Origin of the sequence: Paenibacillus litoralis (assembly GCF_046244365.1) — a bacterium.
GTDB lineage: Bacteria > Bacillota > Bacilli > Paenibacillales > NBRC-103111 > Paenibacillus_V.
The window spans coordinates 3,165,750-3,186,035 of sequence record NZ_CP176395.1 but is presented as its reverse complement, the minus strand read 5'-3'; the positions used below and the strand labels follow the sequence as shown (position 1 = coordinate 3,186,035).

The following is a 20,286-nucleotide window of genomic DNA, read 5'->3' as shown; positions in this document are numbered from 1 at the left end:
TTGCGTCTAAATCTTATTTTCGAAAAGAGTATCTCTATAGCAATCAATCTTACTCGGCTGTATCTATTTTTAATTCTTTCGATTCATAGATTCATCGAATTTTTCCCGGTTACCGGAATTGCCGGTTTCAAAGCAGGCAAATAACTGGATTCCGTCCACAGCACCATGTCCAGCGCCGTAATTTCTTCCAGCGCTCGGACGATATTTTCTTCTTGATGATTATTGACCGTGAAGCAGAGTTGCATCGTAGGCATACCCCCGGCCTCAGGCGGCGTGTGTTCATCCGGCATCATTTTGACGTTGGCGATTTGGATCCCTTGTTCACCGAATATGGAAGCAACCTTCCCAAGAACGCCTGGCATATCGATAATCGTACACTTAACCTCGTGCTTTTTGCGGTGGCGCATCAAATGTTTCTCCCACTTGTTCAGCACGTATAGACTGATAATGACGAAAAACGTACACAGAAATGCGACAAACAAAAACCCCGCTCCGACGCAAAGGCCGATTGCCGCCACAACCCAAACCGAAGCCGCTGTCGTGAGCCCTTTGATGACAGACCCGTTGCGCAGAATCGCGCCCGCACCCAAAAAGCCGATCCCGCTGATCACCTGAGCGGCCAGACGGGCAGGGTCGATCCGGACGTTGGATTCGGCAACAAAGTCGGAGAATCCGTAAATCGAAAGCAGCATAATGGTGGTCGAGCCGAGACAGACGAGAATATGGGTGCGGAACCCTGCCGCATGGTTGTTCCACTCCCGCTCGATGCCGACCAATCCGCCCAAAACTGCGGCGAGGACCATGCGTACGAACAAATCCCAATGACCAAGTTGCCAAATATTAGCAGCGGCGCCGGTCAATATCGTCCCCCCCCCGATTTCAAGTCATTTAAGATGGCTGCCAGTTTCTCGTCAGTAAACATCGGATCGGAAAAATTGAACAGCGACTTCAACGAAAACGCTTTGATATAGTCGATCTTCGGCGATGCCAAAAGATCCGGAAGATACCGCTCCAATACGGCACTGCTGCAATCATCGGCCAGCAACTGGCCTACTGTTGTATACTCGTCAATCACTCGTTCTACAAGGAGGAAATTCCTGGATTTCAACCATGCCTCGCACAGCTTTGTCCATGCTTGCACTTCCCGATCGCCGCTGGCCAGTCCGAGTCCATGAGGGCCGCTCTCAAAAAGATGCATTTCGAAAGAAACCCTAAACTTCCTGAGCGCGGCCGCGAACATTAAACAATTTTCAACCTGAACGACCGGATCGTCTGCCGTGATCCACATAAAAATCGGCGGTGTTTCCTCCGTTACTTGCTTTTCACTTGATAACAGCTCGATCAGAGCACGGTCGTTCTGCCGCTCCCCCATCAATACCGACTTGCACGATGCATTCGTAAATTCGCCCATCGTAATGAGGGGATAACAGAGCACGAGCGCATCGGGACGGCTGCTGTATCGTTCGATCGGATCATGGGCTTGCGGATTGCCGTTGTCAAAACGCGTACCTGCCATCGAAGCAAGATGGCCTCCGGCTGAAGATCCCAGCATACCGATTCGCTCGGGATCAATATTCCATTCCGTCCCTCTGTGCCTGATCGTTCGCATGGCCCGCTGAGCATCATGAAGCTGGCTCGGATATTGTGCCGGAGCAACCCTATAATGAAGGACAAAAGCCGAAATGCCGATCGCGTTCAACCACTTGGCGACAGGCTCGCCTTCATGACCGGCCCGATGCCTATAGCCTCCGCCAGGGCAAACGATGACGGCAGGAAACGGTCCTTCTCCTTCCAGCAAGTACGGTGTTAAGCTGGGACAACCTTCGTTGAATCCCTGCAATGCGGGTTGGTCGTGCCACAAAGGAATGTTCATTTTTATGGCTCCACCAACATACTTTTTATTTTTTCCGCAACGGCACTTCCGAGCTTCCGGTGTTGTTCCGCTTCGAAATGAATGCCGTCTGCATCACTGGAAACGATCACGGTCGAAGCATCCATGATAGAAGCGTCGGTATACGAACTAAGCATAGCGAATGCCTCGCCTAATTGTTTGGACTTCTCTTCCCCGCCCTTGAACATGACTGCGAATAATCCAATTTCCTTGATCGGCGGCGGAACTAGAATCAGAACCTGAGGGACTATCGTAATCCCCGGCCTTGAAAAAGTCGTTTTTACGAGTCCGGCAAGCGACAGGGTGCTCATCGCGATATCCAGCGCCGAGACGGAAAACCGCTCTTTCAAATCATTCGTTCCGAGCATGATCACGACAAGATCAAGCGGCCTGTGAGACAGCAGGCAGGACGTCAAGTACTCTTTCCCGCTCATGATTCCTTCGATCGGATCCGTCCACACTGTCGTCCTCCCGGGCAAGCCTTCCTCGACAATGTCGTAGCCGTCTCCCAGTTCCTTACGCAGTACGCCCGTCCACCGAACATCTGCCGGAAACCGAACTCCTCGGTTCTGCGGATCGGCTCCCCATGTATTTGAATCCCCGAAGCATAAGATCGTTCTCGTGCCGGTCATCTGTAACCACCTCCAAAATAATAGCGTCAACCTTTGACGGCGCCAACCGTCAGGCCTTTCACGAAATACTTCTGAAAGAATGGGAATGCGATCAGCAGCGGAACGACCCCGATCGCGGCTATGGCCATACGCATGGAGGTGAGCGGAAGATGACTTGTCGCGACAATCTCCGTCGATGACTGCAAAAATTGCGCATCGAGTAAAATCCGGTTGAGCAGGTTTTGAAGGCTGAAGTACCGGCTGTCGGTAATGTAAATCAGTCCGTTAAACCAATCGTTCCAGTACAGAATCGTATAAAACATCCCGACCGTAGCCAATACCGGCGTCGATAACGGCAATACGATTGTCGCGAAAATTTTCCATTCCTTCGCCCCGTCGATATAGGCCGATTCGATGATCGGCTTCGGAATCGAGCTTGCAAAGAACGTTCGCATCAGGATGACGAAAAAACCGTTCATCAACAGGCTAGGAATGATCAGAGCCAGTATCGTATTTTTTAAATTAAAGAAATTGGTGTATAACAGGTAGGTCGGCACAAGGCCTCCGTTAAACAGCATCGTGAAAAATACGTAGAAGGACAGTATCTTGCGGAATGGCATCTCGGTCCGTGACAGTGGATAGGCAAGCAACGCTGTTAGCGTCAATCCTGCAGCCGTTCCGACCACCGTCACGAGAATCGTAATTCCATAAGCGCGCAGTATATTAGCTGAGTTCGTCCATAAATATTCGTATGCCGAAAAACTGACGGCTTTCGGGAAGAAAGCATATCCATGGCGAATGATTTCCATGTCGTCTGTAAGAGAAGCGGAGAGCAGCAACCAGAATGGCATGATGCAAAAACATGTAAATGCCAGCATGACGATGTTGATCGTCCATTGATAAAGTTTTCCGGATGATGGCATGGGAGCGCCCCTTTCTAGAATAGTGCATTGTCTTTGTTGAATTTTCTCACGACCGCATTGGAAGCCAGCACCAGAACAAATCCGACGAGCGCTTGATACAAGCCTGCGGCCGACGACATCCCGATATCGCCCATATTGATCAGCGCGCGGTACACATACGTATCGATCGTGTTCGTGACCGGCATTAAGGCGCCCGTGTTAAGCGGCACTTGGAAGAACAGGCCGAAGTCGGAATAGAAAATGCGCCCGATCGCAAGCAGCGTCAAAATCGTAATAACCGGCGCAATGAGCGGAATCGTAATCGTACGGATTTGCTGCCACCGGTTCGCGCCGTCTATTTTAGCCGCTTCATAGTACTCTTGATCGATGCCGATAATCGCAGCCAAGTAGATGATGCAAAGATGTCCTACGCCTTTCCATGCGTGTACGATCGTCAGGATCCACGGCCAGTATTTCGTTTCGCTATACCAAGAGATAGGCTCTAGGCCGAACAAGGGGAGCAGAGTCTTGTTCATGAAGCCTTTTTCGACGTCCAGGAAACCGAGCACGAGGTAACCGACGATCACCATGGAGATCAAGTGCGGAAGCAGGATTATCGTTTGGTACGCTCTCGATAAAATGCGCTTGCGGATTTCATTCAGCAGGATCGCAAGCGAAATCGCGATTGCCGTATTCAAGACAATGAAGGAGAGATTGTACAATAGCGTGTTGCGGGTGATGATGTATGCATCCTTCGTCTTAAACAAATACTCGAAGTTCTTGAAGCCGATCCACTCGCTCCCCCATATGCCCTTCGCGAAATTGACGTTTTTGAACGCGATGGCGATGCCGAACATCGGCAAATAATTGTTGACGAGAAAGTAGAGCAGTCCCGGCAGCGTCATGAGCACGAGCATCCGGTATTTTTTTGCCTTCCTCATCTCAAGCCGCAACACCGACATTTTGCTTGCCTGCATACGTTACAACCACCTTTTGCTGTCATTGTTTTGTGCATGTGTTCATCTTATAGCAATTTGTCCGCCCCTACTTCCATGATCCCGACATCCTATTTTTGAGTTTCCGACATCGGCTTGACTGCATCCGCGATGGCGTAAAAAATCCCCCGTTCGAGACGAGGCCACTGAAGAACCTGTAGTTTTTCGGAGCAACTAAGAGGTACGTACAAAAAGACGACCTTCATCCCCCTTTTTGGGGGTTAGGGTCGTCTCTTTGTTAGTTAAGCAGGCTTGTAGGGTTGGCTTTTTACTTCATCAGCTTCAATAGTCAACGACTCGCTACATGTTTGTTTTCAGGCGGGATCGGGCATATATAGCTGGCACCGCCCAATCTTTCTTTCAGCTCGGCTTTTGCCTGGTCAATGACCTCAGGACGGAGAAGCACTTCAATTGCGGTGGAGGCCATTACCTTGCTTGCTTGAAGCATCCCTTTGTGGCCGATAGATGTTCCTACCTGGGACACAGCCTGCCATGAATGTAGTTGTGTCCCCATTGCAAAGCAAGTGGTCACGCATTGCACAGTGGGCACGACCCAACTGACGTCACCCACATCGGTTGAAGCGGACAAGTTAAGCGTTTTGTCTAGATAAGGAAGAAGATCGGTGGAAAGCTCTAGTTCTTTCAATTGCTGCACGAATTCCTTGCTTGCCTGGACCGGTAGGAGCGCTAGGAGATCCAAGACGCTTTGCTTTTCCGCTTCAGTTAGGGATTTACGGATTTGACGGGCAAACTCCTTTTCCGCTTCGTCAAACGCATGTACACCCAACTCATAGAAGTTGTTGTACATGATGGTTTCCAGCGTTTGGTTGGGAATCAGGTTGGAGCATGCATTGTCAAAAATAATTTCTACTTCCGTCTCCGTCATCATGGCGGCACCACGGGCAACTTTGCATACGCGCTGATAGAGATCTTCCGCCTGCGGCGTTTTCGGAGCGCGAATCATGTAGAGCACTTCCGCTTCCGCCTGCACAACATTGGGGGAGAATCCACCTGAATTCGTTATGGCATAATGGATACGGGCTTCCGGCATGATGTGTTCACGCAGATAGTTACACCCGATGTTCATCAACTCGACGGCATCCAGCGCACTACGTCCGAGATGAGGAGCGGCTGAGGCGTGGGACGCCTTTCCCTTAAACTTGAAGGAAACCGTATAACTGGCCAGACTGGTTACAGACATTACCGCGTTCTTCATTTCAGGATGCCAGCAGATGGCAATGTCCGCATCGTCAAACAAGCCTTCGCGAACCATGATCGTTTTTCCGGCGCCGCCTTCTTCAGCCGGGCAGCCGTAGTAACGGATCGTTCCTTTAATCTGGTTTTCCTCCATATAATGGCGAACTGCGATCGCTGCCGCAAGAGAGCCTGTCCCCAGTAAGTTATGTCCGCAGCCATGCCCATTGCCGTCTTGCTGAATAGGCTGATGGGATACTTGCCCCCTTTCCTGGCTCAGTCCGGAAAGCGCGTCATATTCCCCAAGGATAGCCACAATGGGTTTGCCGCTTCCATAGCTGCCGATAAAGGCGGTTTCCAAGCCGCCGACTCCTCGTTTTACCGTAAAATCTTCTTCTTCGAGTGTCTTGCAAAGCAAGTCGGCAGAGCGGAACTCTTTGAATTTGGTTTCGGCATATTCCCAGATGTTATCGCTCACATTGATGAATTTTTCCCTTTTTTGTTCAATGATTTCCGTAATTCTGACACGATTAAACATGGAGAATACCTCTCTTTTTTCATCTAGTCTTGCCACGGTATACCAGTTACTGTTTGCACTTATTAAGGATAAAGGTACAGCCTCCTCATTTTTTTGAGGGACTGTACCTTTTTAGTTCAAAGAAGCTTTTTCAGTGGCCTCGTTCGAGACATTCCGTCTTTTACAGGAGGATCCGTCGGATTATTTATTGGCCGCTTTCCAAGCGTCAAGCTGCTTTTGCTTCTCGGCAACGACCTTGTCGACGCCCGCCGCTTTCATTTGCTTGATATACTCGGGCAATACCTTAGCGGGATCCACCGTGCCGGTCTCCAAAGCGAGAGCGTACTGGTTCGCCACATTCTTAAGAGCCGCGATTTCCGTCTTAACAGGCTCCGGATTGTAAGTGAAGCCGAGCGCTTTCGATTTTTTCGAGTTCTTCATGAATTCCGCCAGCTTCTTGTTACGGTCCGGATCTTCCCCGTTGAACAAATAGGAGAGGAACATATTTCCGAATAGCCAGTTTTGGTAAGGGTAATAGCCGCTATTCGAAGCGTTGACGCCCTGCGGGAAATCGATGACATTATCCGATTTTTTTACGTAATGCTGCCCCTCGATTCCCCAGTCGAGCAAATTGATAAAATCTTTGTCTGTATACATCAAATTAAGCAGCATCATAGACCTTTCCGGGTTCTGCGCGTTTCTGGGAATGCTCCACAAATACGTGGTGATGTTGGTAGTGGTCGCGACGGCCGGCAACAGGCGCACCTCGATCAAATCTTTTCCTACACTTAAGGAATTTGCCGCTTCGCTAAATGGACTCATATGGTGGAACGTCGAGAAGGCTTTTCCCGCCTTCATCAAATTTTGCCAAATTTCATTACTGGTTGCCGCATCTTTAGCAATATATCCGGCCAAATACCATCTTCTTGTCGTATCCAGCAGCTTGGCATATTCCGGAGTTTCAACCCAATTGACTAACCTCATCCCGTTATCGTGCGCCGGCAGCACACCGAGGCCGTCTCCCAAAGGATCCATCATGCCAAGGCCGAAAGGGTTGTTGAGAATCGAGTTAGCAAACTTGATCACCGGAATCACATCAGGCTCATTCTCCTTGATCACCTTGAATACGGCGTCAAGATCGTCCAGCGATCTGATCGCTTTCGTATCGATTTTGTACTTGTCCACAAGATCCTTGCGCATCGAGATGCCGAAGTCGTTCGCCAGGTCCCGGATAGACGTTATCCCGTAAGTTTTCCCGTTGATCCTGGTCGCTTTTAGGATAGCCGGATCCAGATCGTCCAGCGCTTTTTGGGCGCCTTGACCGTATTTGGCAATGTAGTCGTCAAGCGCAAGATAGTTGCCCTTGGCCACTTCCTGCTCGTACGTGCCTCGGCCGCTTACGATGAGGTCCATTTTCTCGTTGCCGGACAGCATCAGTGTGGTTTGCTGCGCCCAGGCGCCTTTCGTGATCTGAACGAGCTTCACGGTCGCATTGATTTTTTCCTGCGTAATCTTGTTGATTTTTTCTTGTACGGCTTTCAAGTCTTTCTGCTCGCTGGCAACCGGAAACACCATCGTCAGTTCAACGGGCTTCAGGTCCGGCTTCGCGCTGTTCGACTGTTCAGGAGCTCCGCTCGCATTCGGTTGGTTGCTCGAGCCCGAGCTGCAGGCCGTGACCAGAGTAGACGTTGCCAGCACGGAAATCAGAAGCATTGCAGTGCTCTTCATGCTTTTCTTCATGTAAGAACCCCCTATTTTGATTGGTCTTGCCGCTTGCTATTATTATTTTATTGAAGTTCCCGTTTACCCGCTTTCAAGAATCCGTTCTCTCGGTTTCGAGATTCCGTCCACATAAAGAGAAAAACGCCAGTTGGCGTCCTTGATGTACATATTTCGTTTACATGCTGGAAGAGAATCTTTTCCGATATTCTTGAGGCGTCATCAAGACTTCCTTCTTGAAGAGGGTGGAGAAATAAGAGAAATTAGCGAAGCCTACCGCCAAAGCGACGTTGCTTATCGAAGTTTCCGATTTGGCCAGTAGTTCTTTCGCAAGATCGATCCTTTCTTTCAGAATAAACTCCGATATCGAGAGACCTGTTTCCTTTTTGAAAAGCTTGACAATGTGGTCGGGACTTAGCCCAATGTAGTCGGCAATGTACTGTCTGGACATCTCCTGATCGATATTCGCCGATATATACCGCTTGATCTTTTTCACCACTGTCTCGTTCGAACCAAGCGCTTCGATGGAAGTCATTGCAAATTCAAGGACGTCCGTTACCCAGTCTTGCAGATTCTTTACGCTCTCGGCGGCAGACGAAATACGTTCCGGCGCGAAATGATCCTCTAAAATATCGTCCATATACAACCCTTTCTGCTGAAGCGTATGCAGAACCATCTGCAGGAAGCTTAAATAAAACTGCTGCAGGCTTTTCGAGTTCAGCCCTTCGATCCGCTTAAGCGACTCCAGAAAATCTTGCGACTCAGCCATCAGCTTCTTCTTGTCCCCCTGCTTGATCAGCTCGGACCATATTCTCATCGGAGGCATGGGAAAAGGCGTTTCATTTGGTATTTTCTCGTCGATAAGCACGACCCGGTCGACGGCGTTGACCTGATTCTTTCTGAGCGCTGCCAAATCATCAACCATATCGCGAACGTCGTGTATTTCCGCCGGTTGACCGATAAAGCATGACAAATGGCAATAAAAATATCGGTTGCACGTTTCGATGAACAACCCGCAGCGCTTCATGATCTCTTTGCGGAATTCCTCTCCGCTCGCCTCGATCACATGTTCCGTAGGAAATACCGCCAATATCTGATTGGCCTTGACGCGAACGATGTGAGCCGCGGCGACTTGCCGGATGACCAGCTCCTCCAAGGCGTTTGTTAGCGCGTACTCCATAATTTGGGCGTCGCGAGCGCTCAGTTCTTTTTCCCAGTGCTGGATGCCGATCAAAACAGGCAAAAACTTCATCTTGCTCGTATACGGTATATTATGCTTCTCGATGGCCTCCATGATTTTGTCCGGCTGGGACGGAATGACCTGCTGCAGCAAATCCTGCCAGAACCGCTCGATGACAATCGATGCCGATTTCCGGTCTTTGCTTATTTTCTTGATCATCTCCGTCATGACTTGCTCCAGCTCTTCGGGTGGCGCAGGCTTGAGCAAATACTCGAAGCTCCCTAGCTGGATCGCTTTTTTCGCGTATTGAAAGTCGGCATGGCAAGTCAGAAAGACGCACTCCGTCCAAGGATGCTCTTCCCGTACCCAATCATAGAGTTCGAGTCCGCTTCCTTGCGGCATCTCGATATCGCATATCATCATATCGAACGTATGTTCACTAAACTTTTCCTTCGCTTGACGTGTATTGTTCGCTACAGATACGTGAATGATGCCGAATTTTGACCAGTTCACGCTTGCCTTAATGCCATTCGCGGTAAATTCTTCGTCGTCCACGATCAATAACCGGTACATACTCTCGCCCCTATCCTTTCATGATCGGTAAAAAAATATCGACAATGGCGCCGTTATCGTTTGAAAACCCGATGCTTGCCTGATCCCCGTACAACAGCCGCAGTCTTTGCCGGGCATTCCAAATCCCGATATGTTCGCCTTCCTCAGTCGTCAGTTTGATCTCTTGTCGCAGCTTCTCCAGCACCTCGTTCTCATAGCCCGCGCCCGTATCGCGAATGCGGATATGAAGCCGTTCCGCGTCATTCCGGTTATCCCGTTCGATTGAAATCTCGATATGGGTAGGCTCGTCCGTGTTGACCGCATGCTTGATCGTGTTTTCCGTAAAGCTCTGAACGATCAGTGGGGGGATGCAGCAATCGAGCAGGTCATCCGGGGCCGAAATGGCGTACGTCAAGCTCCCCGGAAACCGGATCTTCTGGATGTTCAAATAATTTTTCGTATGACCCAGCTCGTCCCGAACCAGAACATGATCCGTATAACTGCGGAACATGAAGCGGAAATACCTGATTAAAGAGAGGGAAAGCTCTTGAATCAACCCGTATTTCTTTTCCTGGGCCAAATAATAAACGACATTCAGACTGTTCAAAAAGAAGTGCGGGTTGATTTGCAGCTGCAAATGCTTCAGCTCCGCTTTCTGATTGATCAATTGCTCCTCATACACATCGATTTTCAGCTTCTGAATGTCGGACACCATGCTGTTGAACGTCTCGTTCATCAGTTCGAACTCGTTAGAGGTCGGCTTCTTCGCGATTCGCATCTCCAAATGACCCTCTTTGATTCGGCGCATGGCCAGTACGATCCGGTTGATCGGACGGAGCACGACTCTCCTCATGAAATAGAAGGCAAGCAGTAAAATCAAGACGGTCCCCGCCGCTATGAGTAAAATAATCCTCTGCAAATAAGGCAGCTTCTGAAGAATGCTTTGATCGGGGACGACCGCGACCAGTCCGAAATCTCCTTTAGCAGAATGCTCTCCGATCACCAGATACCCGTTATCGACACCGCTTAAACGGTACGACTTAGGCGTATAGGAAAGATCGATGCCATGTTCCCTAAAAAATGATTCGTCCTTAAGCGGCTCGTGGCTGCCATCGACCAGCAGCGCTCTCCCGTCGGCGCCGAGATCCAAAAGATCGAGCGGCCCCGTCACTCCCTGCGCATTTACCCCAGCCCCTATATATAAACCGCCAACCTTAATGGTATACAACAAATAATCCTTTTCATAAACGCGGAATACGGACCATCTCCCGGTCTGAAAACGGTCTGCCGATTGCCCGTCATCGATAAGCGAGACGATGGCATCCTTTATAGGCTGATTGTCGGCGCCAGCCGAGCCTGTCTGCTTGGGAGCAAATACCAAATCGTTGTTCATGGGCGAATATATGAAAAAATAGTCGAGTCCCTTGTAGTAAGTCACATTATTCACCAGATGTTGAAATTGCCAAATGCGTTCCATTTTATACAAATCGATATCAATCTCAGGAGACCGGTCGAGAATGTGCAGTCCTGTTTCCTCCGAGGCATACTTCAGCAAATAGCTGTCAATGTCGGCTAACGACTTATCGATCAACCCCATATAGAGGCTGATCATGTTGTTGTTAGATTGCGCGACCTGGTTGCGAACAACTTGGATCGAATAGAAGTTTGTATAAATCAGGAAGAGGACTATCGGCACCATAATAAGCATGAGCCCCGTAATCAGCTTAAATCGAAGCGAATTGAATATTGAAGAAGGTGGTTTACTCATGTTGTCCATATTCCCTTCGTCCCTTTAATGATAATCATTTTACCACATGGACGGCGTGACTTTTACGGATAGTCATTTGTGGTAATCTTACCCTTCATAATAAATGTATAGATGGGTTGCCTGCTTTCAAGATTCCGTCTTATCCTTTTTGAGTTTCCGAATCATCAGACCAAGATGTCCTTTTCACTTTTCACGCTACGCGGTACCGCGATTATATATCTTTTTTGTTAAGCGTTAAAATTTTTGAACTGAATCTGGGTTCTGCTTATTCCGGGGGGAAACATGCTCTTGTATCTTGTCCACTCTCGACAATCTCGTACACGTCCCATTTTCCACCTTATCGATTCCGCGAGCTTGGCATTTGCAGTCTCCCCTCTCCTCAGAAGAAGAGAAGTCTCAATGATGAATGGAACAATTCCACTTTTGAGCTTCAATGACAAGTTGTTCAATTAAGTTGTATTTTTAAACATATAAATGTACAAATAGGAATTCTAATTAATTTTGAAACAAAATGTCTAATAAATTATAAAAACGGAGCCCGCACACCCGCGTGGCTCCGTTATTGTTGTTCCAGAATTCATTAGAATTTAAAGCCCGCCGCGGCGGAAAAGACCGTTTGTTGCAGAATTCGTTAGAAAAATTTCAGATCGGTTTTGGATGAATAATCATTAGTCGCATAAATATACAGCGAGTCCGTGTATATCCATTCCTGCATCATGTTTAGGCGGTGCAACAACTGACCATTAACTTGTTTCAACTATTTGTATACAGCTTGGTTTCTCTACAAAATATTGCTGTCCAGTCAACTCAGGTACCCCACTCGAATTGATCTTCATGACTATGATCGAATTGGAATCTTGGTTGGCGGCTATCAACCATTCCCCTCCGGGAACCAGTGCAAAATGTCTTGGCGTTTCCCCGTTTGTTGCGGTGTGTTCCAATAAGGCCAATCCGCCTTCCTCATCGATCTGGAAACTTGCGATGCTGTTATGTCCCCGATTGGAGCCGTACACAAATCTTCCATCCGAAGATACAGCAATTTCGGCGCAAGTATTTTCCTCCGAATAGCCGCCCGGCAAAGTCGAGATCGTTTGGATCGGCCTCAGTTGCTCCATCTGCTTCTCAAATTCGTAAACGGTAATGGCCGAGCTTAATTCCTCTATAGAATATATCAACGGCTTCGTTGGATGTACGGCTAAATGTCTGGGCCCTGCCCCCGGTTTCGATCCTGTCAGACAATGAAATTGCAATTTCCCTGTTTTTCCGTCAAGACGATAGGTATAAATGTGGTCCGTTCCTAAGTCCGATACCAAATAAAATGATGTAGAGGGGATCGCAATGATGGAATGAGGGTGAGGCGAGCCTTGTCTTGCCGGATTAACACTTCTTCCGACATGATGCACTTGATCGGAAAGTCGGCCTACCCGCCCATCCATTTCGATGGGGTATACGCATATGCTGCCGTCCCCATAATTGACCGATAATAACCATTCGCCGGACGGATCGACTGTTAGATGGCAAGGATATGCCCCGTATGACGGTTGGCGATTCAACTCGGAAACCATCCCGCCTGTGACGTCAGCCCTCATGGATACAACCTCTCCGGTACCATCGGTCTCGCTTACCGCATACAACTGACGAGCATCTTTTCCGGCAGCAAGGAACGACGGATTTTGGATTCCTGCCAATCCCCCAACACGCTGCAGCGTCCCCCGAATCTTGTCAAATTGATAGAAATGTACAGCTTCCTGATCCTCTGCTCCATAAGAACCGACTACAACCATCACGTCGTTCCCGTTTGACAAATCCACCACATCCGATTTCGAATATATCTTATTAAAAGCCAACCCGAATTTCCTTGAGCGAACGGATGAGAATATCCGCTTCGGGGGCAAGCACCTCGGAGGAACCTTCATAGGTGATGATGCCGACCGCCAAGCTTCCTGCGGCTTTTGCCATGCTCAAGTCGACCAGAGAATCGCCGACGACTGCCATTTCGGACGGCTGGATGCCCAAAATTTCGCACGCTTTATGAACCATATCGGGGGAAGGTTTCCCGTTCTTGACTTTTTCGGGTGTAATGACAAATTCCAGATGCTCCACAATATCCAGAAGGCGCATGCAATCTTCTGTGCGAGCTAAAGCATCGGAAGTCAGAATGCCGGTATGGATGCCCGCCTCTCTTAACGTGTGGAAAATATCCGGAGCTCCTTCCACCCGGTTGAAAGCTTTATCAATCTCCAGCTTCGCATCGGCCTCTCTGAAAATATCCGCCGCCAACTGCTTGCACCGGATCCACGGCCAGCCCTTCAACTGGTAGATAAGGCCGGCTGTCATCGTGATTTCTTCCTGCGTGGAAGCGACCGCCAGAACGCCCTGATGATCGATCGATTCTTCCGTCATTCCCATCAGGCTGCTCCATGACTGTTGATGTTCGCGCCCTACCCGGGAAACGAACTCTTCTTTTCGAAGATTATCGATATAGCGCCAGAACCCGAACGCATCGAACAGCGTCCCGTCTTTATCGAATGCAACGCATTTGACCTTAGTCGCTTTTTCACCAAAATATACTGTCTTTCCTGTCATCCTCGATTTCCTCCCCTATAAAATATCCCCACAAAGTGACGTTAACCTTCGAAGCGTAGATTTACACATTGCCCGTCTTGCTATTGGCGCTCTTCCGGTTTGTGAAGAACACAAAAAATAGCGTAACGATAATGATGATGGAATAAATGGCGTTGATCTGCGGCGAGAATCCGTAACGAATCATGGACCAAATCTGCATCGGCAACGTGTTGTCGGTACCGATCAGGAAGAAGGTTACAATCACCTCATCGAAGGAGACGGTCAAGCCGAGTAACATGCCGCCGATAATCGCTCCTTTGATATTCGGCAGTGTGATTCGAAAGAACGTCATGAAAGGGCTTGCACCAAGATCCATGGATGCCAGCTCAATCGATCTGTCAAAACGCTTCAACCGATTCATCGTCATAATCATGATCAGAGGCGTAATCAGAACGGTATGGCCCACGATAACGGTTAATAGCGACGATGGCACATTCAGCAATTTGAACAGCAAAGTAAGGGAAATGCCCGTCAAAATGCCGGGAAGTACATAAGGCATCAGTATCGCCATTTGCAAGAAGCCTTGTCCGGGAAATTTGTGGCGTTGGAACAGGAATGCCGCCATCGTTCCGAAAACGGTACTGACGATGACCGACGGAATGCTTACGAGCAAGCTGTTCTTGGCGGCAAGCCACAGCTTCGGCTCCCGGAAGAGCTCTGCATACCAATGCAAGGTAAAGCCATCGATCGGAAACGCCGGTATTTTACCCGAGTTAAAGGAAAACAGGACGATGACCGCTATGGGGAAATACATAAAGAAAAATACTAGACAAACGAATGTGACAAACAAGAGCTTCCCTATTTTCATGTCGTCTCCCTACCCTTCCTCGATGACGCCCTTAACATCGCCCAGTTTCTGGGATATGGCGATAACAATAAGGGTGATCATCAGAATCACAATGGCAAGGGCGGAACCGAGCGGCCAATTGAAGCTGTTGCCAAACTGGGATTGAATAAAATTCCCGATCAGAATTCCGGAAGTGCCGCCAACGAGCGACGGTGTCATGTAATCCCCCAATGCCGAAATGAAGGCAAACATAAAACCGGTTACGATACCGGGAAGGCTGAGCGGAAGCAGTACGGTCAAGAACGTTTGCCGCGCGTTCGCACCGAGATCCGCCGCCGCATTCAACAGGTAGGCAGGGATTTTCTCGAGCGCGTTGTAAATGGGTATAAACGTGAACGGAATCGCAATGCACAGCATCGTAACGACAACCGAGAAATTGTTGAACAGCAGCTTGTCGGTAGGCTCGGACAATATCCCCGTCATGGTCAGGACGGAATTAATGACGCCCTTTTCGCCCAATATCGATCTCCAAGCGTAAACCCGGATCAAATATCCTACAAGAAGCGGCGCAAGAACCGCAAGATACAGAAACTCCTTGTGCCTTCCCCCGTGAAAATGAACAAAAATAGCCAAAGGATAACTGATAAGGGTAGCTAACAGCCCCATTAATGCGGCCAATTTGATCGTCTTCCATAAAATAATAAGGTAAGTGCCGTTCGAAAACACTTCCTTATAGTTCCGGAGCGTCATCTCCTTGACGATCTTGAAATCTTCCACATACCAGAAGCTGTATGCAATCATAATGCCGATCGGAATAAGGATGAACAGCGCTACCCACAAGAAGGTCAAGCCGGTAACGATATTTTTGTTATTCATAGGCGGCTCCGCTTATCGGTATGGAAATGACGTCTTTGGAACGGAAATAAATGTCCGTTTTCTCCCCGACTGTCAAGTCTGCCGATTCATGTTCGTGGAGCTTCACCAGCAGCGGCCCGTACTCTTCCGTATTCAGGAGAATTTCCCTTTCCGAGCCGTAATACGCCAAGTCGGCGATGGAAGTTCTTCGAATGCAGTTGTCGTAGCTATCGTCTTTTTTCGAGAACCTGATCTTATCCGGCCGTATCGAGATATAGAATTCTTTTCCCGCTTGGAACAATCCTTCGTCTCGTATGCTCAAGCCGGCCTTCCCGTTCCCGGAGGATAGGACAAACATCCGATTGGCGTCGAACGCGCCCTTCAAAATATTCGTCTTTCCGATGAAACCTGCAACGAATTTCGTAGCGGGCTTCCGATAGATGACCGTAGGCGAGTCTACTTGCTGCAGAATTCCGTGATTCATGACGGCAATCCGATCCGACAAGCTAAGCGCTTCTCCTTGGTCGTGGGTAATATAGACAAATGTGATACCGCTTTCACGCTGCAGCTGTTTCAGCACTCGCTGCATATCCTGACGAAGATGAAAATCAAGAGCCGACAAAGGTTCGTCCAGAAGCAAAATATCGGGTCTGGAAATCATGGCACGGGCAAGCGCGATCCGCTGTTTCTGTCCCCCGCTGAGCTGCTGAGGCGCCTTATGGGCATGCTGGGCCATTCCCACCATATCCAGATGCTCCATGACGGACTTTTGGATGGCGGCTTTATCCGTTTTCTTGATCCGCAGCGGATAAGCCACGTTATCATAGATATTCATATGCGGAAACAAAGCGTAATTTTGGAATACGGTATTGACGTTTCTCTTGTGCGGGGGCAGCCTGTCCGACGACTTGCCGGCAATCCTTATCGATCCGGACGTCGGATATTCGAAGCCTGCGATCATTTTGAGTATGGTCGTTTTCCCGCAGCCGCTCGGTCCGACGATGGAGAAAAACTCTCCCCTTCGTATCGAGAGGTCCAAATGTTGGATTGCGGTATAGGAGCCATACTGTTTTTTAACGCCTTCCATCTCCAGTACGACGTGTTGTGTGTTGTCCATATAACCTTACCTTCCTTGTAAGGATCTGATCGTAGCCTTTATCATGCAGCGTTCTATTGCGCCCTTACTTCATTCCACAGCTTGACGCGTTTTTCAAAGCTCTCGGGGAACGAAACATAAACCAATTTATCGAAATAGGACGGATCGTCCATATGGGACTTCCTAGCCTCTTCTTTCGTCAATTTTTGAACGGAATTGGCGTTGACTCCGCCATAGCCGGTTTTCTTGACCAATTGGGCTTGGACCTCGGAAGAGATTAAATAGTCGATATAGCTGTAAACAAGCTCAGGGTTTTCCGTTTTCGCCCCGATTGTGGCATTATCGATCCATACAAGCGCCCCTTCCTTCGGAATGACTTCTTCGACGTTCATGCCCTGGTCCTTAAGATCGGTCACCATTGTCGGCCCTTGCGTAAAAAGGATCCAGGCCTCGCCGCTTGCCATCAGGTTTTTGCCGTCCTCGAATCCGGAATAATAGGAACGGACCAGCGGCTTTTGCTCAATCAGCTTCTTCTTCACTTCGGCCAGCTGTTGCTCCGTGAGGTTATAGGGATCGGGATAACCGAGCAGAAGCGCGGTGGTCGCAACCTGGTTGTTTGCATCGTCGATGGTCGCGATTTTCCCTTTATATTTGCTGTCCCATAGGGCGGACCACGAGGTGACGGGCTCTTTGACTTTATCCTTGTTGACGGCGAGAGGAAGCGAACCCCAGGCAAACGGAAGCGCATAGGATTGTCCGCCCGACATGATATGCTTGTCATTGATGCTCTTCATGTTCGAGATGAGCTCGCTGTAATGTTTTAATTTGGCGACATCGATGGGCTGAATCAGCTTCATTTTGTTGTACCGGGTTACGGAGCCCCCATCCATAAATATCAAATCGTAATGGAGGGAGCCGGAAGCCGCTTTTGAAAACATCTCGTCCACGCTTCCCGCGTAGGTGACATTGACTTTAACGCCATGCTGCTTCTGGAAAGGCTCGACCCATTCCGGTTCCTGATACCCTTCCCAAGACAAGACGTTTATTTCTTTGCCGGCAAAAGGCTTGTCCGTATCGGGAGATGCAGAGCCGTCTCTGCATGCGGCAAGCAGGAGCAGAATCAGTGACGATGCAAGCATTTTGACCAGACGTACGTTTCTGTTCATCAGTGTCCCTCCTACTATTCACTCCACTTCACGATGCATTTCACCCACGGCCATTGCGGTTTGGCCAATAGCTCCGCTACCTCATGCGGGCTTACCACTTGATCGGGAATGAAATCAATATGCAAAAAACCGTTTTCAATACATTCTATCACTTTGCCCCAGAGCGTAGGTGCATTAGTCCGGCCGTACAGCGTCAGATTTTTCAAAATAACTTCCTTGTGAGGGAAAGCGGCGGATTCGGCTTCCTTCAAACCGTATAAAATGATCCTTCCGCCGATTCGAACCATTTCAATGGCTTGTCTTATCGTTTCCGAGTAACCCACAGCATCAATGACCAGATCAAAGCCTCCGTGCGCCTGGTAAGCTTTCGTTTCGGCCAGCTCATGAATGCGTTTGCTTTCGGCAAACTGCGTGGCACCGCATTTCCGCAATTCCGGGATGCGGGAGTCCAGTTTATAGGAAACCGATACGGACGCTGCACCCATCATCCGGGCAATTTGCACAAAATACATCGCGGCCGGTCCGTCACCGATGACAAGTACATGATCCCCCGTTTCGACTCCGGCCGCATGAACCGCACCGAACGGGCATACCAGGGGCTCGATGACAGCCGCGGATTTATCGCTGAGTGTATCCGGGATCGGATATACGCATCTAACAGGCGCTTTTACAAACTGTGCCCATCCCCCGTTTTCGTTTATTCCAAGCTCGCGATAATGCTGACAAAATTCCGAGCGTCCGTTTCGGCAAGAATTGCATGTCTCGCAAGGGATGGCCGGGTCGATTACGACCCGGTCCCCGACTTTCAGTTGATTGACGCCTTCCCCGATTTCCTCGATCGTGCCCGTAATTTCATGGCCTGGAATGTAAGGTGCGGGGTACGGATATTGTCCGTTAAAAATTTCCTGGTCGGTTGCGCAAATACCCGCATACCGCACTTTAACCAATACTTCCTTCGCTCCGATTCGGGGGACCGGGACTTCCTCGCTCCGTAAATCCCCGACACCGTGCCATACAAGCGCTTGCATGGTTTTTTTCATCTTGCAGCCTCCTTGCAATGCGGCAGGTGCTCTGCCGTAAACCACAATTTACCGGTAATTAAAGAATCATGCCGATACGCGGCTGATACTCCACTGCCGACTCGTCATCATAAAACACCATTTCTCTGATTTCTTCCTTGGCCAATCCATTGAAGTCCGGGGCAAGCTCAACGCCAAGACCTGGCTTATCGGTCATCGACAATTTGCCGTTCACGATATTGAGCTTGTTCTGCAGTACATCCGAGGCATACCATTCATAGTGCGTATCGCTGGCAAACACGAAGTTGCGGGATGAAGCAATCAGATGGGCATTCGCCATAGTCGCGATACCCGTTTCCGCCCATGACCCCGTCACGCACCATATCCCGTAGGTGTTGGCAAGCTCGACAATCTGCTTCGCTTTCAGTAGGCCGCCCGCCTCTGAAGGATATACGGTGAACGCGGATACGGCACCTTTCTCGATCAGCTTGAGCGCCGAATCGAAGGTCGTGCAGGATTCGTCGGCCGTAATGGGAACCGGTACCGCCCGGCTTACTGCAGCCATTCCGTCGATATCGTAATAAGGCACCGGCTGCTCGACCAGTTGCAGGTCGTAAACCGCCATCTGGTTGATTGCCCGGATAGCCGTAGGTACGCTCCATATTTGATTCGCATCGATTCTCAATTTCACTTTCGGGCCGACGGCACGGCGAATTTCCTTGATGCGCTGTGTATCATAGTCGACTTCCCGGCCGACTTTGATCTTAATCTCGTCGTAACCTTTGGCCACCAGCTCCTCCGCTTCCTTCGCATTCACGAGCGGATCGTCGATGAACAAGTAACCTGAGAAACGGACATCTTTCCGGTACAGACCGCCAAGAAGATTATATAACGGCGTGTTCAATATTTTGGCTTTGAGATCCAGCAGCGCGATATCGATCCCTGCCATTGCATAATAACCGATTTGGGACCAATTCAAAATGTATTCTTCCAATTGATGCAAAATCAGCTCGGTTTGCATGGGGTCTTTCCCGATGAGAAAAGGCTTGAATTCTTTCTCGATAACGGTTTGAATCGTCGGAATCGTCGGACCGACACATTCGCCGTATCCGATCAAGCCCTCGTCCGTTTTCAACTGGATCATTAATGCGGGCGCATTTCTCCGTGTGCCTCCGGACCATTTTGCAGGCTTCTTAAAGGGAATCAATACGGGCGTTGTTATAACATCGATAATTTTCATAACTGCTCTCCTTTGAATAATGAATGGTGTTGTTTGCTCACCTCTAGATTATTTCAGAACTTCGTCATTGTCAACAATAACATTTATTGTTTATTTTTTATTGTAATCGTTGACGTTATTTGCTTTGTCCGTTATTGTAAACTATAGTTGGAGTTATAAAAGAGTGGAG

At 49.1% G+C, this 20,286-nt stretch carries 17 protein-coding genes; all 17 read right to left on the bottom strand.

Going from position 1 to position 20,286, the window contains the following annotated elements:
* Positions 1-83 precede the first annotated feature (83 nt).
* The gene (locus ACKGJP_RS12765) at positions 84-860 is read right to left on the bottom strand and encodes an MgtC/SapB family protein (protein ID WP_409346012.1); all 777 of its coding nucleotides are present in this window, start codon (positions 858-860) and stop codon (positions 84-86) included.
* The gene (locus ACKGJP_RS12760; RefSeq protein WP_409346011.1) at positions 857-1,873 is read right to left on the bottom strand and encodes an alpha/beta hydrolase; all 1,017 of its coding nucleotides are present in this window, start codon (positions 1,871-1,873) and stop codon (positions 857-859) included. Before ACKGJP_RS12760 ends, ACKGJP_RS12765 begins: the two co-directional genes overlap by 4 nt.
* Positions 1,874-1,875: 2 nt before the next feature.
* The gene (locus ACKGJP_RS12755; protein ID WP_409346010.1) at positions 1,876-2,523 is read right to left on the bottom strand and encodes an SGNH/GDSL hydrolase family protein; all 648 of its coding nucleotides are present in this window, start codon (positions 2,521-2,523) and stop codon (positions 1,876-1,878) included.
* Positions 2,524-2,549: 26 nt separating this feature from the next.
* Complete coding sequence (locus tag ACKGJP_RS12750; RefSeq protein WP_409346009.1) at positions 2,550-3,425, bottom strand: carbohydrate ABC transporter permease; 876 nt, start codon at positions 3,423-3,425, stop codon at positions 2,550-2,552.
* A gap of 14 nt (positions 3,426-3,439) precedes the next feature.
* Positions 3,440-4,381, bottom strand: a complete 942-nt coding sequence (locus ACKGJP_RS12745; RefSeq protein WP_409346008.1) for an ABC transporter permease — start codon at positions 4,379-4,381, stop codon at positions 3,440-3,442.
* 307 nt (positions 4,382-4,688) lie between these two features.
* A complete protein-coding gene (locus ACKGJP_RS12740) occupies positions 4,689-6,131 on the bottom strand; it encodes a M20 family metallopeptidase (protein ID WP_409346007.1) in 1,443 nt (480 codons plus the stop codon).
* A gap of 180 nt (positions 6,132-6,311) precedes the next feature.
* Positions 6,312-7,850 (bottom strand): ABC transporter substrate-binding protein, encoded by a 1,539-nt coding sequence (locus ACKGJP_RS12735; protein WP_409346006.1) that lies wholly within the window; start codon positions 7,848-7,850, stop codon positions 6,312-6,314.
* A 157-nt stretch (positions 7,851-8,007) separates the two neighbouring features.
* Positions 8,008-9,582: a response regulator gene (locus ACKGJP_RS12730; RefSeq protein WP_409346005.1), complete on the bottom strand. Its 1,575-nt coding sequence runs from the start codon at positions 9,580-9,582 to the stop codon at positions 8,008-8,010.
* Between the two features lie 10 nt (positions 9,583-9,592).
* The gene (locus tag ACKGJP_RS12725; RefSeq protein WP_409346004.1) at positions 9,593-11,329 is read right to left on the bottom strand and encodes a histidine kinase; all 1,737 of its coding nucleotides are present in this window, start codon (positions 11,327-11,329) and stop codon (positions 9,593-9,595) included.
* A 743-nt stretch (positions 11,330-12,072) separates the two neighbouring features.
* Complete coding sequence (locus ACKGJP_RS12720) at positions 12,073-13,176, bottom strand: lactonase family protein (RefSeq protein WP_409346003.1); 1,104 nt, start codon at positions 13,174-13,176, stop codon at positions 12,073-12,075.
* Positions 13,166-13,915 (bottom strand): HAD family hydrolase, encoded by a 750-nt coding sequence (locus tag ACKGJP_RS12715; protein WP_409346002.1) that lies wholly within the window; start codon positions 13,913-13,915, stop codon positions 13,166-13,168. The genes ACKGJP_RS12720 and ACKGJP_RS12715 overlap by 11 nt, the downstream gene beginning before the upstream one ends.
* A gap of 61 nt (positions 13,916-13,976) precedes the next feature.
* Positions 13,977-14,762: an ABC transporter permease gene (locus ACKGJP_RS12710; protein ID WP_409346001.1), complete on the bottom strand. Its 786-nt coding sequence runs from the start codon at positions 14,760-14,762 to the stop codon at positions 13,977-13,979.
* Between the two features lie 9 nt (positions 14,763-14,771).
* Entirely contained in the window at positions 14,772-15,617 is an 846-nt protein-coding gene (locus ACKGJP_RS12705; RefSeq protein WP_409346000.1) for an ABC transporter permease, read from the bottom strand.
* A complete protein-coding gene (locus ACKGJP_RS12700; RefSeq protein WP_409345999.1) occupies positions 15,610-16,713 on the bottom strand; it encodes an ABC transporter ATP-binding protein in 1,104 nt (367 codons plus the stop codon). The genes ACKGJP_RS12705 and ACKGJP_RS12700 overlap by 8 nt, the downstream gene beginning before the upstream one ends.
* A 53-nt stretch (positions 16,714-16,766) precedes the next feature.
* The gene (locus ACKGJP_RS12695; protein ID WP_409345998.1) at positions 16,767-17,858 is read right to left on the bottom strand and encodes a PotD/PotF family extracellular solute-binding protein; all 1,092 of its coding nucleotides are present in this window, start codon (positions 17,856-17,858) and stop codon (positions 16,767-16,769) included.
* 14 nt (positions 17,859-17,872) lie between these two features.
* Positions 17,873-18,898 (bottom strand): zinc-binding dehydrogenase, encoded by a 1,026-nt coding sequence (locus ACKGJP_RS12690; RefSeq protein ID WP_409345997.1) that lies wholly within the window; start codon positions 18,896-18,898, stop codon positions 17,873-17,875.
* Between the two features lie 58 nt (positions 18,899-18,956).
* Complete coding sequence (locus ACKGJP_RS12685) at positions 18,957-20,117, bottom strand: mandelate racemase/muconate lactonizing enzyme family protein (protein ID WP_409345996.1); 1,161 nt, start codon at positions 20,115-20,117, stop codon at positions 18,957-18,959.
* Between the last annotated feature and the right edge of the window lie 169 nt (positions 20,118-20,286).